Here is a 17,589-nt window from a genome sequence, read left to right as displayed (position 1 = left end):
AATGACGGAAGGCCCTGTCGGATAAAGGGGCTTTGAACGGCGTGGCGGGACGGATCGGCAGACATACCTGGCTTGCGTTCGCGCTGATCGCTCCACCGCTTTCCCTTCCCGCTCAGGCACAATTGTCCAAGCCCGGCACCGCGCCCGCCCAGGGCCCCAGCCTGTCCGACGCGCAGCGCCAGGGTGGCGACAATGCGACCGCCGGCGATCCGCAGGGCAATGCCCCGATCGTCCCCGATGCCGAGTTCAACGCCGCGCTGCCCCCCTTGAGCGGCGACATCAACGCGCCGCTGGAATCCATGTCCTCGATGACCAAGGGCCAGCCCAAGGTCGAGGCGATTCCCGTGCCGCAGACCGCGCCGCCGCTGCCTGCTGCGCAGACGGCGCAACCGCTCGCCACCGGCGACACCATCGGCCCGATCGCGCCCGAAGATCCGCAGCTGGCGCAACCGCTGACCCCGCTGACCGGCTTCGACTCCACCCCGCTCCAGACCGCCGCCGACATCAAGGGGACGCGCGCCCCCGAAATCCGGTACGACATGGACGTGCGCGGACTGGCCGAGCTGAAGCTGGAGGACGAGTTCCGGGGGCTGTCGGCGCTGCGCGAAGGCAAGGGCAAGGCCGCGAACGCGACCCAGGTCGCCGCCCGCGCGCGTGAGGACGAGCAGCTCGCGATCCGGCTGATGAAGTCGCTCGGCTATTATGACGCCACCGCCGTCTCGACGCTGCAACGCGAAGCGGCGGGCGATGCCGAGGGAGACGCGCAGGCGGGCCGGTTGAAGGTCGTACTGACCGCGACGCCGGGGCGGCTCTATCGCCTGTCGTCGATCACGGTGAAGGCCGATCCCACGGTCCCGCCCGACCTGATCCGATCCAACCTGCCGCTCAAGGTCGGCGAGCCGATCGAGGCGGCGCGGATCCAGGGCGCGGAGGCCAATGTCAGCCTGGTCCTGCCGCAGCGCGGCTATCCCTTCGTCAAGGTCGGCGACCGCGACATATTGCTGGAGGATCAGGGGCCCGAGCCGGTGGGCGCCTATACGCTGCCGGTCGATACGGGGCCGCGATCCGCGTTCGGCAAGCTGACCACGGTCGGCGACCGGGTGTTCGATCTCGACCATCTGAACGTCTTCCCGCGCTTCGTCGAAGGCCAGCTTTACGATTCGCGGCTGACCGACGATCTGCGCAACGCGCTGGTCGCGACGGGTCTGTTCAACGGTATCGCGGTCGAGCCCAAGCGGACCGGGCGGATGAACCCCGACGGGACCGAGCAGATCGACCTGCAGGTCACCCAGACCAAGGGCCCCGCGCGCACCCTGTCGGGCGAGGGCGGCTATTCGACCGGGCAGGGCGTCCGGTTGCAGGGCAGCTTCACCAACCGCAACGCCTTCAAGCCCGAAGGGGCGCTCATCGCCTCGGTCATCGCGGGCACGCAGGAACAGGGACTGAGCGGCACCTTCCGCCGTTCCAATGCCGGGCGGCGCGACCGGACCTTCCAGGTCATCGGCTCGGCCAGCCACCAGAATTACGACGCCTTCGATGCGTTCATCGGCACGGTGGCGTTCCGCTGGAGCTACGACTCGACGCCGATCTGGCAGAAGAAATTCACCTATGCCTATGGCGGCGAGCTGACCGGCACCAACGAAAGCGTCTATGACTTCGCCCGCGGCGAGCGGCGGCGCGCGACCTATGGCATCGCGGCCATCCCGGCGCAGGCGGTGTTCGACCAGTCCAACGACCTGCTCAACCCGACGCGCGGCTATCGCCTGAAACTGAACCTCAGCCCCGAAACCTCGGTGCGCGGCGCGGTGCGGCCTTATGTCCGGACGATGGTCGAGGGGACCTTCTACTATCCCTTCAACGACAGCCTGGTGCTGGCGGGACGGGCGCGGGCGGGCGCGATCTTCGGGATCGAGCGCGACGATCTGGCCCCGTCGCGGCGCTATTATGGCGGTGGCGGCGGTTCGGTGCGCGGCTATGGCTTCCAGCGGCTCGGGCCGTTCGATCCGCAGGGCAATCCGGTCGGCGGGCGCAGCCTGAACGAATTCTCGCTGGAGGCGCGCTATCGCTTCGGCAATTTCGGCATCGTGCCGTTCGTCGATGCGGGCAACAGCTATGAAAGCACCTTGCCGACGGGCAAGGACCTGCGCTTCGGCGCGGGCATAGGCGGGCGCTTCTACACCAATTTCGGGCCGTTGCGCGTCGATGTCGCCACCCCGCTGAACCCGCGCCCGGGCGACGGCAAGGTCGCGCTGTATATCTCGATCGGACAGGCCTTCTGATGGCGGACGAACAGACCATGGTGCCTGAGCCCGCGACCGAAACCGTCGTCGTGCGCCGCCCGCTCTGGCAGCGTGTGCTGAAATGGATCGGCTTCACGATCCTGGGCCTGATCCTGCTGGTCGGGGCGATCCTGCTGGGCATCAACACCGATCCCGGCCGCCGCTTCGTCGCGGACCAGCTGGGCGGCTATACCACCGCCTCGGGCCTGAACATCCGGGTCGGACGGATCGAGGGTTCGCTCTATGGCCGGATGAACCTGATCGACCTGCGGGTCAGCGATCCCAAGGGCGTGTTCCTGTCCAGCCCGAAGCTGGCGGTCGACTGGCGCCCCTTTGCCTATACGCGCAATCATGTCGATGTCCGCTCGCTGAGCGCCGATCTGGTCACGCTGGCGCGCAAGCCCGAGCTGAAGCCGACGCCCAGCGACCCCAATGCGCCGCTGCTCCCCGATCTCGACATCGATGTGAACCGCCTGACCATCAAGCGCTTCGTCCTGGGTGCGCCGGTGACCGGGCAGCGTCATATCCTGGCGATCGACGGCAAGGTGCATATCGCCGACCGCCGCGCGCAGGTGACGGCCAGCGCCGATGCGCTGCGCGGACCCGGCATCGCGGGCGGCGACCGGTTGCGGCTGGTGCTCGACGCGGTGCCCGATGCCGACCGGCTGGCGGTCGACGTCAAGCTGACCGCGCCGACCGGCGGCGTGGTCGCGTCGATGGCGGGGCTGAAGGCGCCGCTGACGCTGTCGGTCGACGGGCGTGGCGGCTGGAAGGCCTGGCAGGGCCGCGCCATCGCGACGTTGGGCGGCGGCGAGCTGGCCAATCTGAACGCCACCGCGCGCGACGGGCATATCGAGGTGCGCGGCGTGACGCGGCCCGGCCTGTATCTGGAAGGGCCGGTCGAACGGCTGACCGCGCCCGCGCTCCAGGTCGCGATCGACACCACGCTGAACGAACGCCGCGCCGACACGCGGATGAAGCTGCGCTCCTCGGCGCTGCTGGTCGATGCGGGCGGTCTGCTCGATCTGGCGAACAGCCAGTTCGGCAATTTCGCGGTCGACGCCAAGCTGCTGACGCCGGGAGCCATCGCGCCCAACCTGACGGGGCGCGACGTGCTGGCGCGCGTGGTGCTGAACGGCGCGTTCGCGACGCCGACGGTGGATTACAAGATCCGCGCGGCGGCGCTCGGTTTCGGCGAGACCTCGGTCCAGAGCCTCTATGCCGAGGGACTGGCCAAGGTGAATGCCGACCGCATCCTGGTGCCGGTCAAGGCGCGGGCGAAGCGGATCGCGGGGCTGAACGCGGCGGTCGGCGGGCTGACCAACAATGTCGCGATCGAGGGCGATTTCGCGATCGCCATGCCCAATATCCTGTCGGACAATCTGCGCATCCGCTCCGACAATATCGACGCGACGGCGGTGGTCGTCGCGAACTTGTCGACCGGGCGCTATACCGGCGCGCTGAAGGGCCGGGTGAACAATTACCGGGTCGAGAGCATCGGCATCATCAACCTGACCACCGACGCCAATCTGGTGGCGACGCCGGGCGGGTTCGGGATGAAGGGCCGCGTGGTCGCGCGCACCTCGCAGATCTTCAACGAGGGCGCGCGCAACTTCCTGGGCGGCAACGCCGTCGTCCGCGCCGATGTCGAATATAGCCCGCAGGGGATCGTGACCTTCAGCCGCCTGAGGCTGGCCGCGCCGCAGTTCCGCGTGACGCGAGGCAGCGGTCGCTACAATCCCGCAAACGGCGCGCTGGCGGTGGAGGCGGATGCCTATTCCAACCAGTATGGCCCGCTGACCGCGCGCGTGTCGGGGTCGCAGACCAATCCGGTCATCGTGCTGCGCGCGGCCCGGCCGGGCGTCGGGGTGGGGCTGGCCAATCTCCAGGCGCGGATCGTCGGGCGGAACGGCGCCTATGCGGTCAACGCCAGCGGCGACACCAATTACGGCCCCTTCACCGCCAATGTGCTGGTCAGCACCGGGCGGCAGCTGGCGATCGACATTCGCAGCCTGGTCTTTGCCGGGATCAACGCCACCGGCCGCGTCGTCCAGACGGCGGCGGGACCGTTCGCGGGCGCGTTGCAGTTCGCCGGGCAGGGGATCAGCGGGCGCGTCCAGCTGGCCGACCAGGGCGGCAACCAGCGCGCCGACATCGCCGCGCGCGCCTATAATGCCCGCGTGCCGGGCATGGTCGACTTCACCATCGGCCGCGCCATCGTCAACGCCAGCATCGTCATGCTGCCCAAGGCGCCGCAGATCGTCGCCGACGCGCAGCTGGCCGACACCCGTTATGGCGAGGTCGTCATCCAGTCGGCGCGCGCCAAGGTGAACTACACCGGCGGGCGCGGTACGGCGCAGGCGGTGCTGACCGGATCGTCGAGCATTCCGTTCAACGTCGCGCTCAATGCGCGGCTGGCGCCCAACGACTATCTGGTGGCGGCCAAGGGGCAGGCCAACGGCATCGGCTTCCGGACCACCAATCCCGCGCGCATCCGGCAGGAGCAGGGGGCTTGGCGTCTGGCGCCGACCCGGATCAATTTCGATCAGGGATCGGTGCTGATGGCGGGTTCCTATGGCAAGGGGCTGAACGTCCAGACGCGGCTGGACAAGCTCCAGCTTTCGATCCTCGACGCCTTCATCCCCAATCTGGGCATCTCGGGTCAGGCGAGCGGCGCGCTGGATTTCACCCAGGCGCAGGGCAGCAGCTTCCCCGCGGCCGAGGCCCGGCTGACCATCAACAACTTCCGGCGCACCGGCCTGTCGGCGGTGTCGGAGGCGGTGGACATCGTCTTTGCCGGACGGCTCGTGTCCGACGGCGGCGAGGCGCGCGCGCTGATCCGGCGCGGACAGATGGTCGTCGGCCGGATGGTCGCGAACCTGCGTCCGCTGGCGCCGGGCAATGGCGGCTGGGTCAACCGACTGATGCAGGCGCCGCTGTCCGGTGGCCTGCGCTATAACGGCCCGTCCTCGGTGCTGTTCTCCTTCGCGGCGCTGCCCAACCAGCAGTTGAGCGGACCGATCGCGATCGCCGCCGATTTCGGCGGGCGGGTATCGGCGCCGCAGCTCAACGGCCTGATCCGCGCGGACAACCTGACCTATGACAATGAGGCGTACGGCACGCGGCTGAACAACATGCAGCTGGCGGGACGCTTCAACAACGACCGGCTGGAGATCACCCGGATGCAGGCCAAGGCGGGCGAGGGCAGCATCCAGGCGCAGGGCACGATCGGGCTGGCGGCGGACAGCGGCTATCCCATCGATCTGCGCGCCAGGCTGGATAATGCGCGGCTGGCGGACAGCGATGCGCTGGCCGCGACGACCAGCGGCACGATCCGGCTGACCCATGGCCGCGACGGCGGACTGATCCAGGGCGACCTGACCGTGCCCAATGCGCGCTATCAGATCATCCGCCAGGGCCAGGCCGAGGTGCCCGAGCTGACCGGCGTGCGCCGTCGCAGCGAGATCCGCACCCCGCGTCCGACCGACCGGCCCGCGCCCACCCCGCCGCCGGGGCTGTTCCGCCTCGACCTGCGGGTCCATGCCGACAACCAGCTGTTCGTCTCGGGCATGGGGCTGGAGTCGGAATGGGAGATGGACCTGCGCATCGGCGGCACCAGCGCGGCGCCGACGATCAATGGCGGGCTCGATCTGGTGCGCGGCACGTACAGCTTCGCCGGCAAGCGGTTCGAGGTGAATCGCGGCACGATCCGCTTCCGCGGCGGCGCGCTGACCGATCCGGACATCAATATCCAGGCGACGACGACCACCGACGGCATCACCGCGGTCATCAACGTCACCGGCACCGGCCAGCGTCCGCAGATCAGCTTCACCTCGACGCCGACCCTGCCGCAGGACGAGGTGCTTAGCCGGTTGCTGTTCGGCACCAACCCCGAGAATCTGTCCGCGACCGAGGCGATCCAGCTGGCCGCCGCGCTCAACTCGCTGCGCGGATCGGGCGGCGGCGGGCTCAATCCGCTGGGCAAGCTGCGCTCGGCGGTCGGCTTCGACCGGCTGCGCGTGCTGGGCGCCGACGAGGCGACCGGCCGGGGGACCAGCCTGGCGGCGGGCAAATATCTGACCGACAATATCTATGTGGAGATCGTGACCGATGCGCGTGGCTTTACCGCCACCCAATTGCAGATCGCGCTGACCCGCACGCTCAGCCTGTTGACCCAGACCGGCTCGTTCGGCGGATCGGCGGCCAGCCTGCGCTATTCGCGCGATTTCTGATCGAGGGCGAAACCCCGCCGGGCGGTCCCGGCGGGGTTTCATCGAAGTGAAACATCCGGCAGGATGGGGCCATGACCCCGGACCGCCTTGCCGCCGATGCGACCGCCATCCTTGCCGATCTGATCGCGATCGACACCACCTCGCGCGAGTCCAATCTGGACCTGATCGCCTATGTCGAGCGGCATCTGGCGGGGTTCGGGGTGACCGGGCGACGGGTCTTCAACGACGAGGGGACCAAGGCCAATCTCTATGCCAGCATCGGTCCGGCGGTGCCGGGCGGCGTCGTCCTGTCGGGGCATAGCGATGTGGTGCCGGTCGACGGCCAGCCCTGGACCAGCGACCCGTGGCGGCTGACCCGGCGCGGCGACCGGCTGTTCGGGCGTGGCACCTGCGACATGAAGGGATTTCTGGCGCTGTCGCTGGCGATCGCGCCGCATGTCGCCGGGGGGCGGATGGTCCGCCCGCTGCACCTGGCGATTTCCTATGACGAGGAGGTCGGCTGCCTCGGCGCGCCGTCGATGATCGCCGAAATCGCGCGCGAGCTTCCCGCGCCGGCGGCCGTGGTGGTGGGCGAGCCGACCGACATGGTGGTGGTCAGCGGTCACAAGGGCATCGCGACCTGGACCGTGACCGTCACCGGGCATGAGGCGCATTCCAGCCTGATCCATTTGGGCGCGTCGGCCAACATGGTCGCGGTGCGGCTGATGCAGGAGCTGGCCGATCTGGCCGACCGGCTGGCGGGCGAGGGCGATCCGCACGGCCCCTTCTGCCCGCACCATGCCACGTTGACCATCGGACAGATGGCGGGCGGCACGGCGGTCAACATTCTGGCGCGCGAATGCCGGTTCGCCTTCGATCTGCGGACGCTGCCGGGGCAGGAGCCGGAGGCGTTGCTCGCGCCCTTCTTCGCGGCCTGCGCCGACGCCGATGCCGCGCTTCGCGCCCGGTTCCCCGAGGCGGGGGTGCGTGTCGAGCGGCGCTCGCGCACGCCGTCCTTCGCGCCCGAGGCGGACGGAGCGGCCGAACGGCTGGCGCGGCGATGGGCGGGGGACAATGGTCCGGCCCGTGCGGTGCCCTATGCCGCGGAGGCGGGGCAGTTTCAGGGGGCGGGATTTTCGACCGTGATCTGCGGACCGGGCTCGATCGCTCAGGCGCATCAGCCGGACGAATATATCGAGGTCGCGCAGATGGAGCGCGGGGCCGCCTTCATGCTGCGGCTGGCGGACGATCTGCTCGGCTAGACCGGCCGATATGCGCCCTGAAGCGAGCGGATGCCGCGCATCCGACCCGCTTCAGGGGCGGATATGATTACCAGGGGCGAATCTGTTCGCCGTAGATCAGCGCGAGAATGAAGTTCAGCATGGGTACCTCCCTGAGAGCGCCCCTTTTGTTGGCGCGACGCCATGGTTAATACGCTGTTAACCATGGCGCAATGGCATTGCGACGAATTGCCAAGCGATTGAGATCCCCACGCAAAGGCGGTTAACACCTTGTTTAAGGATCGCCCTTAGATCCAGGGGCGTGAGTAAAGGATTGTCCCGAACCCCACCCGGTGACGCTATGTGCCTCACCCCCGACGGCCACCCGGCGGACGATCGCGATTCGCCCTGGCAGTTCCTGGTCCTGATCGGCCTGAGCAACTTCAACGCGCTGCGCCGTCGCCTGGGACGCGCGGGAAGCGCCACGCTGATCGAGGCGATCGCGGACCGGATCGCCCGGTGCATTCCCGATGCCGTCGCCCGCCCGTCCGGCCCCTCGCAGGTCGAGGTCATGCTGCACGCCCCCGCTCGCGTCGGGCTGGATGCCTATCTGGCGACCTTGAGCGAGGTGCTGGTCCACCCCTTCGCGCTGGGCGACGCGTCCTGCCGTATCAAGCCCATGCTGGGCGTCGCGGCCGCGCGGATGCCGCATGACGATGATATCCGCCTGCTGGAAGAGGCCGAGCAGGCGCTTGCCGAATCGCAGGTCGAGGGGCGGACCGTCATCCGCGACATGGCGACGCGGACCGACCGGCTCGACCGGCTCACGCTGGCGCAGGAGCTGAGCGAGGCGATCGAGCAGGATGCGCTGTTCATCGAGTATCAGCCCAAGGTCCATGTCCGCCAGCAGCGCGTGTCGAGCCTGGAGGCGCTGCTGCGCTGGCGTCACGGCACGCACGGCCTGATTTCGCCGGTCGAGTTCATTCCGGTGGCCGAGGAATCGCGGATCATCGCGCCGCTGACCCTGTGGGTGCTGCGCCGGGTCATCGCCGACCAGCGGCGTCTGGCGACGCTGGGCCATGCGCAGCGCATCTTCATCAACATCTCGGGCATGTTGCTGGGCGATCAGGATTTCGTGCGCGAAGCCTGTGCGATCGTCATCGACAGCGGCGCCAGCATCGGGTTCGAGATCACCGAAACATCGGTCATCCGCGATCCCGACAGCGCGATCGCCAATCTCCGCGCGTTCGCCGCCATGGGCATCGCGGTCGCGATCGATGATTATGGCGCGGGCCTGTCCTCGCTATCCTATCTCAAGCAGCTGCCAGCCTGCGAGCTGAAGATCGACAAGCTGTTCATCACCCAGCTGACCAGTTCGCACCGCGATCCCCTGATCGTCCGCTCGACCATCGACCTGGCGCATGCGTTGGAGATGGAAGTGGTCGCCGAAGGGGTGGAGACGCCCGCAACGCTCGCGCTGCTCAGCGTGATGGGCTGCGACATGGTGCAGGGTTATCTGATGAGCCGCCCGATCGCGCTCGATGCGCTGATCCCGTTCCTCGACGCCCAGGCGCATCAGGCGACGGTGGCGCCATCGCCGCCCATGCCCTTTGCCCGGCTCGCTACCCGTGCGCGTGCTTAGGGTCCTGCTGGTCGCCGCGGCCCTTCTGGTGGCGGTGGTAGAGGCGAAGGGGCAGGGGGCGGCGGTCGCGCCATGGCCGCCGGGCTTCGCTCATGCGATCGACGCGGCCAGGGCCGAGATGCTGCGCGACCCGGCCCAAGCCATGGACCAGGCCGAGCGCGCGCGGGACCAGGCGCAGGCCATGGCGCAGGGCGATCGCCGCCTGCTCGCGCTGGCGACGGCGGACTGGCTGCGCGGCGAGAGCATGATCCGGCTGGGGCGGGGCGAGGATGCCTATCCGATCATCGCACATGCGCTGACGACCGCGCGGCGGCTGGCGCCGCGATCCGATCTGTTCGGCAATCTCCTTTTGTCCAGGGGCGGGCTGGACCGCGACCGGGGCGATATCGCCGATGCGCTCAAAGCCTATCAGGTCGCGCACCGGGGCTTCCAATATCTGGACGACACGCGCGGACAGGCCCGTGCTCTCGTCCAGATTGCGGGCCTTTACAGCGACGGCAAGGACCTGACCTCGGCGCTGCGCTATCTGGAGCAGGCGCGCACCGCCTATCGCGGTGACGATGCGCTGCGGCTGGCGATCCTCAACAACCGCGCGCTGACGCTGGTCGAGCTGACGCGGTTCGACGATGCGCTGGCGCAGCTGCGCGAGGCGCGTCGTCTGGCCGAGGCGATGCACAGCCCCGGCCTCCAGGCGCTGATCTGGCGCAACATCGCCCGCGCCCGGCTGGAGGCGGGGCGGATCGCCGAGGGGCAGGCGGCGCTCGCCAGCGCGACCAGGGCCGATCCGCAGGCTGGCGAGGAGGATCGTCGCGCGCTGGACAGCATCGCGGCGCAGGCGGCGTTCCAGCGCGGCGATCTGGCGGGGGCGACGCGGCTGATCGATCGGAGCTTTGCGGGCGTCGATCCGAGCGGGACGCCGATGACGCAGCGCGACGCGCACCGAAGCGCCTATCGCATCTATGCCGCCGCCGGGCGGACAGCCGATGCGCTGCGCCATCTCCAGGCGCTCAAACGCATCGATGACGAGGCGACGCGGCTGGCGACCTCGACCAGCCTGGCGCTGATGGGGGCGCGGTTCGACTTCGCCAATCAGGAATTGCGGATCGCGCGGATGAAGGCCGCCGACCTGCAACGCAACATCGCCTTCGAGCGGGAGCAGTTGCGGACCGAGCGGCTGATCCTGATCGGGTCGGTCGCCGGGATCGTCGTCGTGCTCGCGCTGCTCGGCATCTGGCTGGTCACGCTGGGGCGCAGCCGCAACCGTATCCGCGCGGCGCATGGCGATCTGGCGATCACCAACGACCGGCTGGAAAAGGCGCTGGCGGTCAAGACCGAGTTCCTGGCGACCACCAGCCATGAGATCCGCACGCCGCTGAACGGCATATTGGGGATGACGCAGGTCATGCTGGCCGACCGGGCGCTGGCGCGCGACCAGCGCGAGCGGGTCGAGGTGATGCATGGCGCCGGGCTGACCATGCGCGCGCTGGTCGACGACCTGCTGGATGTCGCCAAGATCGAACATGGCGGCCTGACGCTGGAAAAGGCGCCGTTCGATCTGGTTGCGACGATCCGCGACGCCTCGCGACTATGGGAGGATCAGGCGGCGGCCAAGGGGCTGGGCTTCGCGCTCGATTTGGCGGACTGTCCGCACAGGGTGGAGGGGGATTCTGCGCGGATTCGCCAGATCGTCTTCAACCTCCTGTCCAACGCGTTGAAGTTCACCCCCTCCGGCCGCGTCGACCTGACGGCGCGGCGCAGCGGGCAGGGTGTCGAGGTCCAGGTCCGCGATACCGGAATCGGCATCGCGGCGGACACGCTGGAGGATATATTCGAGGCGTTTCGCCAGGCCGATGCCAGCACGACGCGCCAGTTCGGCGGCACCGGGCTGGGGCTCGCCATTTGTCGGCGGCTGGCGCGCGCGATGGGTGGCGACGTGACCGTCGAGAGCGAGCCGGGGCGCGGCACCCGCTTCACCCTGACCCTGCCGCTGACCGAGCTGGCGGCGGTGCCGCAGGAGGAGGGCGAACGCCCGCATCTGCTGCTCGTCGACCGGAACCCCATTCGCCGCGCCATGTTGGCCAAGCTGTCCGCGTCGCAGGCCGCCATCGTCTTTGCCGCCGACGTCGCGGAGGCGGTGGTTCGGCTGGGCGAGGGGGGCATCACCCATGTCCTGATCGACGACAGCGCGATCGACCGGGACGGCGTGGCCGCCGCGATCGCCGCGATCCGGGGCGCTGCTCCGGCGAACCTCCCGCTTCATCTCTTGTGGCCGAAAACGGAGTCGTTGGCTGGGAACGATTTTACCGAACGCGACTTGATCAGGGTTATCGCCAAACCGATCTCCGGGGGAGAGGTGATGCGCATGTTGTTCGGCACCTCATCGCAAACCGCTCCGTCGCCTCTTGTAACGCAAGCGGCATGATCGTTAGGGCGGACCCCATGACCTTGAGCATCAACGCATTCGGGCTCGACGTGGCAAAAGGACGCGGATGAACGTTCTTTTCATCGAGGATGACCGCATGAACCGCCGGGTCGTGCGCGACATGCTGGACGTCGCGGGCGCAACCATGGCCGAGGCCGAGAGCGCGGAAATCGGCCTGGAGATGATCGACCGCGATACCTATCACATGATCCTGATCGATCTGCGGATGCCCGGCATGGACGGCATCACCGCGATCCGCCACATCCGCGCGCGCGGCGACGACAAGGCGGAACTGCCGATCATCGTCGTCACCGCCGACAGCGGCGTCGACCTGCGCGAACGTTGCATGACGGCGGGGGCGGACGATGTGATCGTCAAGCCCGTCGCGATGGACCAGCTGTTCGAGGCGATCGGCCGCATCCTGGCGGGCGATCGCGGCGGGGCCATGATCTCCTAAGGCGGATCGACATTCAACGATGCCTTTCCTTCCCTCGCCCCTCGCAGAGGGGAGAGGGTTGCGCAGACTTGGTCGTTGCGAAAGCAAAGGCATAGTCGAAGCTGGGTGAGGGGTGGGCGCTCGCTTGGCGAGCGCGCGAGCCTTTGGGCTCGCTCAACCCCTCACCCAAGCTGCGCTAGCCAGCAGGCTGGCAAGCTTCGCTAACCCTCTCCCCTGTCTAGGGGAAAGGGGAAGAAAATGTCGATCCGACCTAGCTTATTCGGCCGGGGGCTTGGCCTTCAGCGCATCGGCCAGCGATGCGGTCGCGCTGCCCCGCTTGGCGGGTACGGGCTGCGACGGATCGGGGGCCCAGCCGGTCAGGAAGATCAGGCTGAACTGCTCGCTGGTCCGGCCGTCCTCGTCGGCCATGTCGGCAAAGGCGGCGGCGGCAGAGGCCAGAGCGGTCCGCCCGATCGGCCGCCGCTCGGCCAGCAGGTTGCTTGCCGCCATGCCGCGCAGATCGCCCAGCAGCCGCCCGAAATCGCGGTAGCGCACCTCCAGCGTCTCGATATCCGCGACCGGCAAGGTGAAGCCGGCGCGCATCAGCAGATCGCCCGCCGAGCGGACATCGACCTGCGGGTGAAGCCGCGCCACCGGTCGCTCCGCCTCCGCCACGCGCAGCGCGGCGCGAAGCCGGGGCAGCGAGCCGCCGCCGACAAACGCCCCCAGGAACAGCCCGTCGGGGCGCAGCACCCGCCGGATCAGCGTCAGTACGCCGGGCAGATCGTCGATCTGGTCGAGCACGCCCGCGCTGACCACCAGGTCGAAGCTGCGATCGGCGAAGGGCAGCCGGTCCTCGTCCGCCTGCACGCCGCCCGCCGCGCGGGCAAAAGCGAAACCGGGGTCCAGCCGCGCCACATGCGCGCCCGGCGGAACGGGAAACCCCCCGTCGAAACAGCCCAGGTCCAGAACGTCGCGGAACGGCCGCGTCACCGCATCCAGCCGCTCCGCCAGCCCGTCGAGCATCGCGGCGCGCAGAAAGTCGTGCGCGGCATAATCGGGCTGGGCGCGGTCGCGGCGGTGGCGGCGGGCGCTACGGTCGAAGATGGTGGTGGGGGTCACGGTCGCGCTTGTGCGCGCTCAACCGATCGGGGACAAGTCGGATCATGGGGCGGGGGACATGACGCGGCCGGGATTTGCGGCGGGGCGGGCGGCGTACAGGCTGGCCGGCTCGCTGATCCGCCTCGTCGCCGATTGGGCCTTGCCGCCGCGCTGTCCCGGCTGCGGCGAGCCGGTCGAGGCGGATCATCGCTTCTGCGCGGGCTGCTGGGGGCAGTTGCGCTTTCTGGATGACATGGGATGCGCGAGTTGCGGGCTGCCGATCGTCCCGGAAGCGGGGCGGGGCGCGCGCTGTGCGACATGCCTCGCCTCGCCGCCGGTCCATGCGGGGATCCATGCGGCGGTCGCCTATGGCCCGATCGCCCGCGAATTGCCGATCCGGCTGAAACATGGCGGGCGGATCGGCGTGGCCGAGACGATGGCCGGGCCGATGGCGCGGCGGATGCCGGAAGGGGCCGAACTGCTGGTGCCGGTGCCGCTGCATCGCTGGCGGCTGTGGCGGCGCGGCTTCAACCAAGCCGTATTGATCGGCGCCAGCCTGTCGCGGCGGACGGGCGTGCCGATGCTGCGCGACGGGCTGGTGCGGGTCAGGGCGACCCCGTTGCTGCGCGGTCTGTCGCCCCGGCAGCGGCGGGCGGCGATGACCTCGGCCTTTCGCGTGCCCGATCCGGCGCGGATCGCGGGGCGGCGAGTGGTGCTGGTCGACGATGTCTATACCACCGGCGCGACGACGGGGGCGTGCGTCCGCGCGCTGCTGGCGGCGAGGGCGGCTTCGGTGGCGATCCTGTGCTGGGCGCGGGTGGTCGAGGGGGCGGACGATTGACAATAGGGCCCGCGCGCCACACCTGAGGGGGATGGCAAAGGTCGAAATCTACACCAAGGCGTTCTGCCCCTATTGCACCCGGGCCAAGGCGCTGCTCGCCTCCAAGGGCGTCGAGCCCCAGGAATATGACATCACCATGGGCGGGCCGCAGCGCGCCGAGATGATCGAGCGCGCAGGGGGGCGGACCACCGTGCCGCAGGTCTTCATCGACGGCCAGCATATCGGCGGATCGGACGATCTGGCCGCGCTCGACAAGCGGGGAGGGCTCGACCCGCTGCTGTCGGCATGACCGACATCGCCGTCCTGCAGATGACGGCGGGGATCGACCCCGCCGCCAATGCGGCCGTGCTGGAACAGGCGATCGCCGAGGCGGCGGCGCGCGGCTGCGCCATGGTGTTCACCCCCGAAATGTCCGGGCTGATCGACCGCGATCGTGCGCGGGCGGCCGGGCATCTGGTGGTCGAGGCGGACGATCCGGTGCTGGCGCGTGTCCGGGCGGCGGCCGCCGCGCATGGGCTTTGGGTCCATCTGGGTTCGCTGGCGGTGCGCGGAGCGGACGGGCGGCTCGCCAATCGCGGCTATGTCATCGACGATGCGGGCGCGATCCGGGCCCGCTATGACAAGATGCATCTGTTCGACGTCGACCTGCCCAGCGGCGAGAGCTGGCGCGAATCCGCCTCCTACGCGCCCGGCGAGCAGGCGGTGGTGGTCGACACGCCGGTCGGGCGGCTGGGCCTCGCCATCTGCTACGACCTGCGCTTCCCCGCGCTGTTCGCCGCGCTGACCGAGGCGGGGGCGACGATCCTGTCGGTGCCCGCCGCCTTTACCCGGCCGACCGGCGCGGCGCACTGGCATGTGCTGTTGCGCGCGCGGGCGATCGAAGCGGGCGTGCATCTGGTCGCCGCCGCGCAGACCGGCGAGCATCAGGACGGCCGCGCGACCTATGGCCATTCGCTGGTCGTCGGGCCCTGGGGCGAGGTGCTGCTCGACATGGGCGAGGCGGCGGGGCTGGGCGTGGCCGCGATCGACCCCGCGCAGGTGGAGGCGGTGCGCGAGCGGCTGCCCGCCATCCGCCATCGTCGCGCCATTCCGCCGGTGGCCGTGGCATGATCGTCTTCGACCTGCGCTGCGGCCAGGCGCATGTGTTCGAGGCATGGTTCGCCTCGTCCGGCGCCTATGCCGAACAGCGCGAGAGCGGGCGGATCGAATGCCCGATATGCGGCGACCGCGACATCGAAAAGGCGGTGATGGCGCCGCAGATCGCGGCCAAGGGCAATAGCCGCCCCGACGCCCCGTCGCCCGAAGCGATCAAGGCCGCGCTCCGCCATCTGGCCGGAGAACAGGCCAGGATGCTGGAGAAATCGACCTGGGTCGGCACCGCCTTTGCCGACCGGGCCCGCGCAATGCATGACGGCGAGGCTCCCGTCGCCCAGATCCATGGCCAGGCCAGCCTCGCCGAGGCCAAGGCGCTGGTCGAGGAGGGCGTGCCCGTCGCGCCCTTGCCCTTCCCGGTGCTGCCGCCCAAGCTGACCAACTGACCGGCGCGCATGGGGGCGGCAAACGCTCTGGACCGGACCCCGCGTCCCCTGTATCACCGCGCCCGCATGGGGCCCCGTAGCTCAGCAGGATAGAGCATCAGATTCCTAATCTGAGGGCCACTGGTTCGAATCCAGTCGGGGTCACCATGTCAGATTTTCCAATGCCTTGGCCATCCCTGCCGGGTACGGAAGAAGAGCCGCAACCGGGGGCTGCGGCTCCGCTGCCGGACAGGCCGACCGGCTTATTTCTGCTTCTTGGCCTTCTTGGCATAATGATGGTGCGCCAGCGCGCAGCCCGCCGCTGCCCCGGCGACGCCATGCCCTTTTCCGACCATATGGCCCGCGACACCGCCCGTCACCGCGCCGCGGATACAGCCCTTGGCATAGACCGGGCTGGCGAGCAGCGTGGTACCGGCAAGGGCGATTAGAGCAATCCGCATGACATCCTCCTGGGTTGTTCGATCGCCTTCCAAGTATCGGGACCGATCGCCTGTTCCATGACAAATATGTCAGGGCGGTGTCGGGGACATGGCGGGGAACATCGCGGCGGCTTGATCGATCGGGGATCGGTGTAGAATGGACCCGATATGACCGAACCCTTGAACGCGGCCGCCCATGTCATTCAACTGGCGCTGACGCCAATCTTTTTGCTGACCGCCGTGGGATCATTGCTCAACGTGTTCGCCACCCGGCTGGGGCGGATCAGCGACCGGATCCAGGCGCTCAAGCGCGACGGACGGGCCAAGAGCTTCGAGATGCGCCGGTTGCGCCTGCGCTCGAAGATCCTCGACATTGCGGTGACGATGACGGCGGCGGCCGGCGCGATGACCTGTTGCTCGGCGATTACGCTGTTCCTGGGGACGTTGCGTGAATCGGGTCATGCCTCCCTGCTGTTCTTCTTCTTCGGCGGCGGCCTGCTGTTCGCGGTGGCGGGGCTGGCCTGTTTCGTCGGCGAGATCACGATCGCCGGACGCGCCCTGCGCGACGAGAACGACAGCCAGTGACCGGCGTTCGGAAGAGCCGCGCGCGCGATCACGCCGTCCGCCCGATCGCCTCACCCGCACGGATGGCCTGTCCCTCCGTCAGCGTGTCGAGCAATCGCATGCCCCGAGGCAGGAACAGGATGATGGTCGAGCCATGCTCGAACCAGCCCATCTCCTCGCCCTTGCCGATCCGCGCGGTGCAGGCGCGGCGGCCGGGGCCATGTTCGCGCAGGGTGCGTTCGGTGTCGAGGCAATGGAGCCGGATGCTCGCCACCAGGATCGCCGCGACCGGCACGATCAGCAGCGGCTGGCCCGACACCAGGGTCCGCGCCTCGATCACCGCGCGTTCGTTGCGACAGAAGAGCCGCTCGACCCGCTTGAGCGCGATCGGATTGACGTTCCAGCAATCGCCCGAGAGATAGGTCACGCCCTCGACCGCAATGTCGGTCGGCGCATGAAAGCGGTGATACATGCCCGCCGTCAGCCGCAATGTGACGAACGATCCGTTGCGGAACCGCTCGACCAGTTCGGGGTCGGGGATCAGGTCGCCCAGCCGATAGGGAAAGCCCTTTACCTGATAGAGTCGATCGTCCGCGATTTCGCCATGCGCGCCGACCAGCGCGTCGCAGGGGGATGCGACCGTGTCGGGATCGCCGTCGAACGGGCGGGCGCCGTCGCGCAAGGGACGGACGAAGCCGTCGCGCAACGACCGGAACCGCGTCGTCCGCGCGTCCGACAGGTCGACGCCCGCGAAGAATTTCCACAGGGCCAGGCAGGGCCGGGCGATCAGCGGATGCTCGATCCGTGCGATCCGACCGACCAGCTTGGTCGCGAACCGCCGCGGCAGGCGGTTGGTGACGAGGAAATTGATGTCCTCGTTCAGAAAGAACCGCATGATGGGTCCGCGCATTGTCAT

14 protein-coding genes and 1 tRNA gene are annotated in these 17,589 nt (G+C 69.0%); 12 read left to right on the top strand and 3 right to left on the bottom strand.

The window, feature by feature from the left end:
- The first annotated feature begins 41 nt into the window (after positions 1-41).
- The 6 genes from ACFX59_RS01390 to ACFX59_RS01365 all read left to right on the top strand — a co-directional run bounded on the left by ACFX59_RS01390 (position 42) and on the right by ACFX59_RS01365 (position 12,231).
- Positions 42-2,279, top strand: coding sequence for a BamA/TamA family outer membrane protein (locus tag ACFX59_RS01390; RefSeq protein ID WP_387428897.1), 2,238 nt, complete (start codon positions 42-44; stop codon positions 2,277-2,279).
- Positions 2,279-6,511 carry a translocation/assembly module TamB domain-containing protein gene (locus tag ACFX59_RS01385; RefSeq protein WP_387428894.1) on the top strand — a complete coding sequence of 1,411 codons (4,233 nt, stop codon included), beginning with the start codon at positions 2,279-2,281 and terminating at the stop codon, positions 6,509-6,511. Before ACFX59_RS01390 ends, ACFX59_RS01385 begins: the two co-directional genes overlap by 1 nt.
- A gap of 71 nt (positions 6,512-6,582) precedes the next feature.
- Entirely contained in the window at positions 6,583-7,752 is a 1,170-nt protein-coding gene (gene argE, locus ACFX59_RS01380; protein ID WP_387428891.1) for an acetylornithine deacetylase, read from the top strand.
- A 319-nt stretch (positions 7,753-8,071) separates the two neighbouring features.
- The gene (locus tag ACFX59_RS01375) at positions 8,072-9,352 is read left to right on the top strand and encodes a GGDEF domain-containing phosphodiesterase (RefSeq protein ID WP_307100226.1); all 1,281 of its coding nucleotides are present in this window, start codon (positions 8,072-8,074) and stop codon (positions 9,350-9,352) included.
- Complete coding sequence (locus tag ACFX59_RS01370) at positions 9,339-11,774, top strand: ATP-binding protein (RefSeq protein ID WP_387428888.1); 2,436 nt, start codon at positions 9,339-9,341, stop codon at positions 11,772-11,774. Before ACFX59_RS01375 ends, ACFX59_RS01370 begins: the two co-directional genes overlap by 14 nt.
- A gap of 67 nt (positions 11,775-11,841) precedes the next feature.
- A complete protein-coding gene (locus ACFX59_RS01365) occupies positions 11,842-12,231 on the top strand; it encodes a response regulator (RefSeq protein WP_307100223.1) in 390 nt (129 codons plus the stop codon).
- 255 nt (positions 12,232-12,486) lie between these two features.
- On the opposite strand, the gene ACFX59_RS01360 is transcribed toward ACFX59_RS01365, so the two are convergent.
- Positions 12,487-13,332: a class I SAM-dependent methyltransferase gene (locus tag ACFX59_RS01360; RefSeq protein ID WP_307100221.1), complete on the bottom strand. Its 846-nt coding sequence runs from the start codon at positions 13,330-13,332 to the stop codon at positions 12,487-12,489.
- 58 nt (positions 13,333-13,390) lie between these two features.
- Between ACFX59_RS01360 and ACFX59_RS01355 the strand changes: the two genes are divergently transcribed.
- From ACFX59_RS01355 to ACFX59_RS01335, 5 genes are all read left to right on the top strand, one after another.
- Positions 13,391-14,152 carry a ComF family protein gene (locus ACFX59_RS01355; protein ID WP_387428885.1) on the top strand — a complete coding sequence of 254 codons (762 nt, stop codon included), beginning with the start codon at positions 13,391-13,393 and terminating at the stop codon, positions 14,150-14,152.
- 31 nt (positions 14,153-14,183) lie between these two features.
- On the top strand, positions 14,184-14,441 hold the full coding sequence (grxC, locus tag ACFX59_RS01350) for a glutaredoxin 3 (RefSeq protein WP_307100218.1): 258 nt from the start codon (positions 14,184-14,186) through the stop codon (positions 14,439-14,441).
- Positions 14,438-15,262 carry a carbon-nitrogen hydrolase family protein gene (locus ACFX59_RS01345; protein ID WP_387428880.1) on the top strand — a complete coding sequence of 275 codons (825 nt, stop codon included), beginning with the start codon at positions 14,438-14,440 and terminating at the stop codon, positions 15,260-15,262. The genes grxC and ACFX59_RS01345 overlap by 4 nt, the downstream gene beginning before the upstream one ends.
- Entirely contained in the window at positions 15,259-15,690 is a 432-nt protein-coding gene (locus ACFX59_RS01340; protein ID WP_307100214.1) for a DUF1178 family protein, read from the top strand. The genes ACFX59_RS01345 and ACFX59_RS01340 overlap by 4 nt, the downstream gene beginning before the upstream one ends.
- 70 nt (positions 15,691-15,760) lie before the next feature.
- Positions 15,761-15,837 (top strand) — tRNA-Arg (locus tag ACFX59_RS01335).
- 95 nt (positions 15,838-15,932) lie between these two features.
- On the opposite strand, the gene ACFX59_RS01330 is transcribed toward ACFX59_RS01335, so the two are convergent.
- Positions 15,933-16,130, bottom strand: coding sequence for a hypothetical protein (locus tag ACFX59_RS01330; protein WP_387428876.1), 198 nt, complete (start codon positions 16,128-16,130; stop codon positions 15,933-15,935).
- A gap of 147 nt (positions 16,131-16,277) precedes the next feature.
- Between ACFX59_RS01330 and ACFX59_RS01325 the strand changes: the two genes are divergently transcribed.
- Positions 16,278-16,694, top strand: a complete 417-nt coding sequence (locus ACFX59_RS01325) for a DUF2721 domain-containing protein (RefSeq protein WP_307100210.1) — start codon at positions 16,278-16,280, stop codon at positions 16,692-16,694.
- Positions 16,695-16,722: 28 nt separating this feature from the next.
- Here ACFX59_RS01325 and asd read toward each other — a convergent pair whose 3' ends face one another.
- Complete coding sequence (gene asd / locus ACFX59_RS01320; protein WP_354295500.1) at positions 16,723-17,583, bottom strand: archaetidylserine decarboxylase; 861 nt, start codon at positions 17,581-17,583, stop codon at positions 16,723-16,725.
- Positions 17,584-17,589: the final 6 nt, after the last annotated feature.

This window comes from Sphingomonas sp. NCPPB 2930 (assembly GCF_042867205.1).
In the GTDB taxonomy this organism is placed as follows: domain Bacteria; phylum Pseudomonadota; class Alphaproteobacteria; order Sphingomonadales; family Sphingomonadaceae; genus Sphingomonas.
The sequence above is the reverse complement of the archived record's forward strand: the minus strand, read 5'-3'. Positions and strand labels throughout refer to the sequence as shown.

Excerpts from the sequence above, each read along its gene's own strand:
- ACFX59_RS01385 (WP_387428894.1), top strand. The coding sequence starts at position 2,279 with ATGGCGGACGAACAGACCATGGTGCCTGAGCCCGCGACCGAAACCGTC.
- argE (WP_387428891.1), top strand. The coding sequence starts at position 6,583 with ATGACCCCGGACCGCCTTGCCGCCGATGCGACCGCCATCCTTGCCGAT.
- ACFX59_RS01375 (WP_307100226.1), top strand. The coding sequence starts at position 8,072 with ATGTGCCTCACCCCCGACGGCCACCCGGCGGACGATCGCGATTCGCCC.
- ACFX59_RS01365 (WP_307100223.1), top strand. The coding sequence starts at position 11,842 with ATGAACGTTCTTTTCATCGAGGATGACCGCATGAACCGCCGGGTCGTG.
- ACFX59_RS01355 (WP_387428885.1), top strand. The coding sequence starts at position 13,391 with ATGACGCGGCCGGGATTTGCGGCGGGGCGGGCGGCGTACAGGCTGGCC.
- grxC (WP_307100218.1), top strand. The coding sequence starts at position 14,184 with ATGGCAAAGGTCGAAATCTACACCAAGGCGTTCTGCCCCTATTGCACC.
- ACFX59_RS01345 (WP_387428880.1), top strand. The coding sequence starts at position 14,438 with ATGACCGACATCGCCGTCCTGCAGATGACGGCGGGGATCGACCCCGCC.
- ACFX59_RS01340 (WP_307100214.1), top strand. The coding sequence starts at position 15,259 with ATGATCGTCTTCGACCTGCGCTGCGGCCAGGCGCATGTGTTCGAGGCA.
- ACFX59_RS01330 (WP_387428876.1), bottom strand. The coding sequence starts at position 16,130 with ATGCGGATTGCTCTAATCGCCCTTGCCGGTACCACGCTGCTCGCCAGC.
- ACFX59_RS01325 (WP_307100210.1), top strand. The coding sequence starts at position 16,278 with ATGACCGAACCCTTGAACGCGGCCGCCCATGTCATTCAACTGGCGCTG.
- asd (WP_354295500.1), bottom strand. The coding sequence starts at position 17,583 with ATGCGCGGACCCATCATGCGGTTCTTTCTGAACGAGGACATCAATTTC.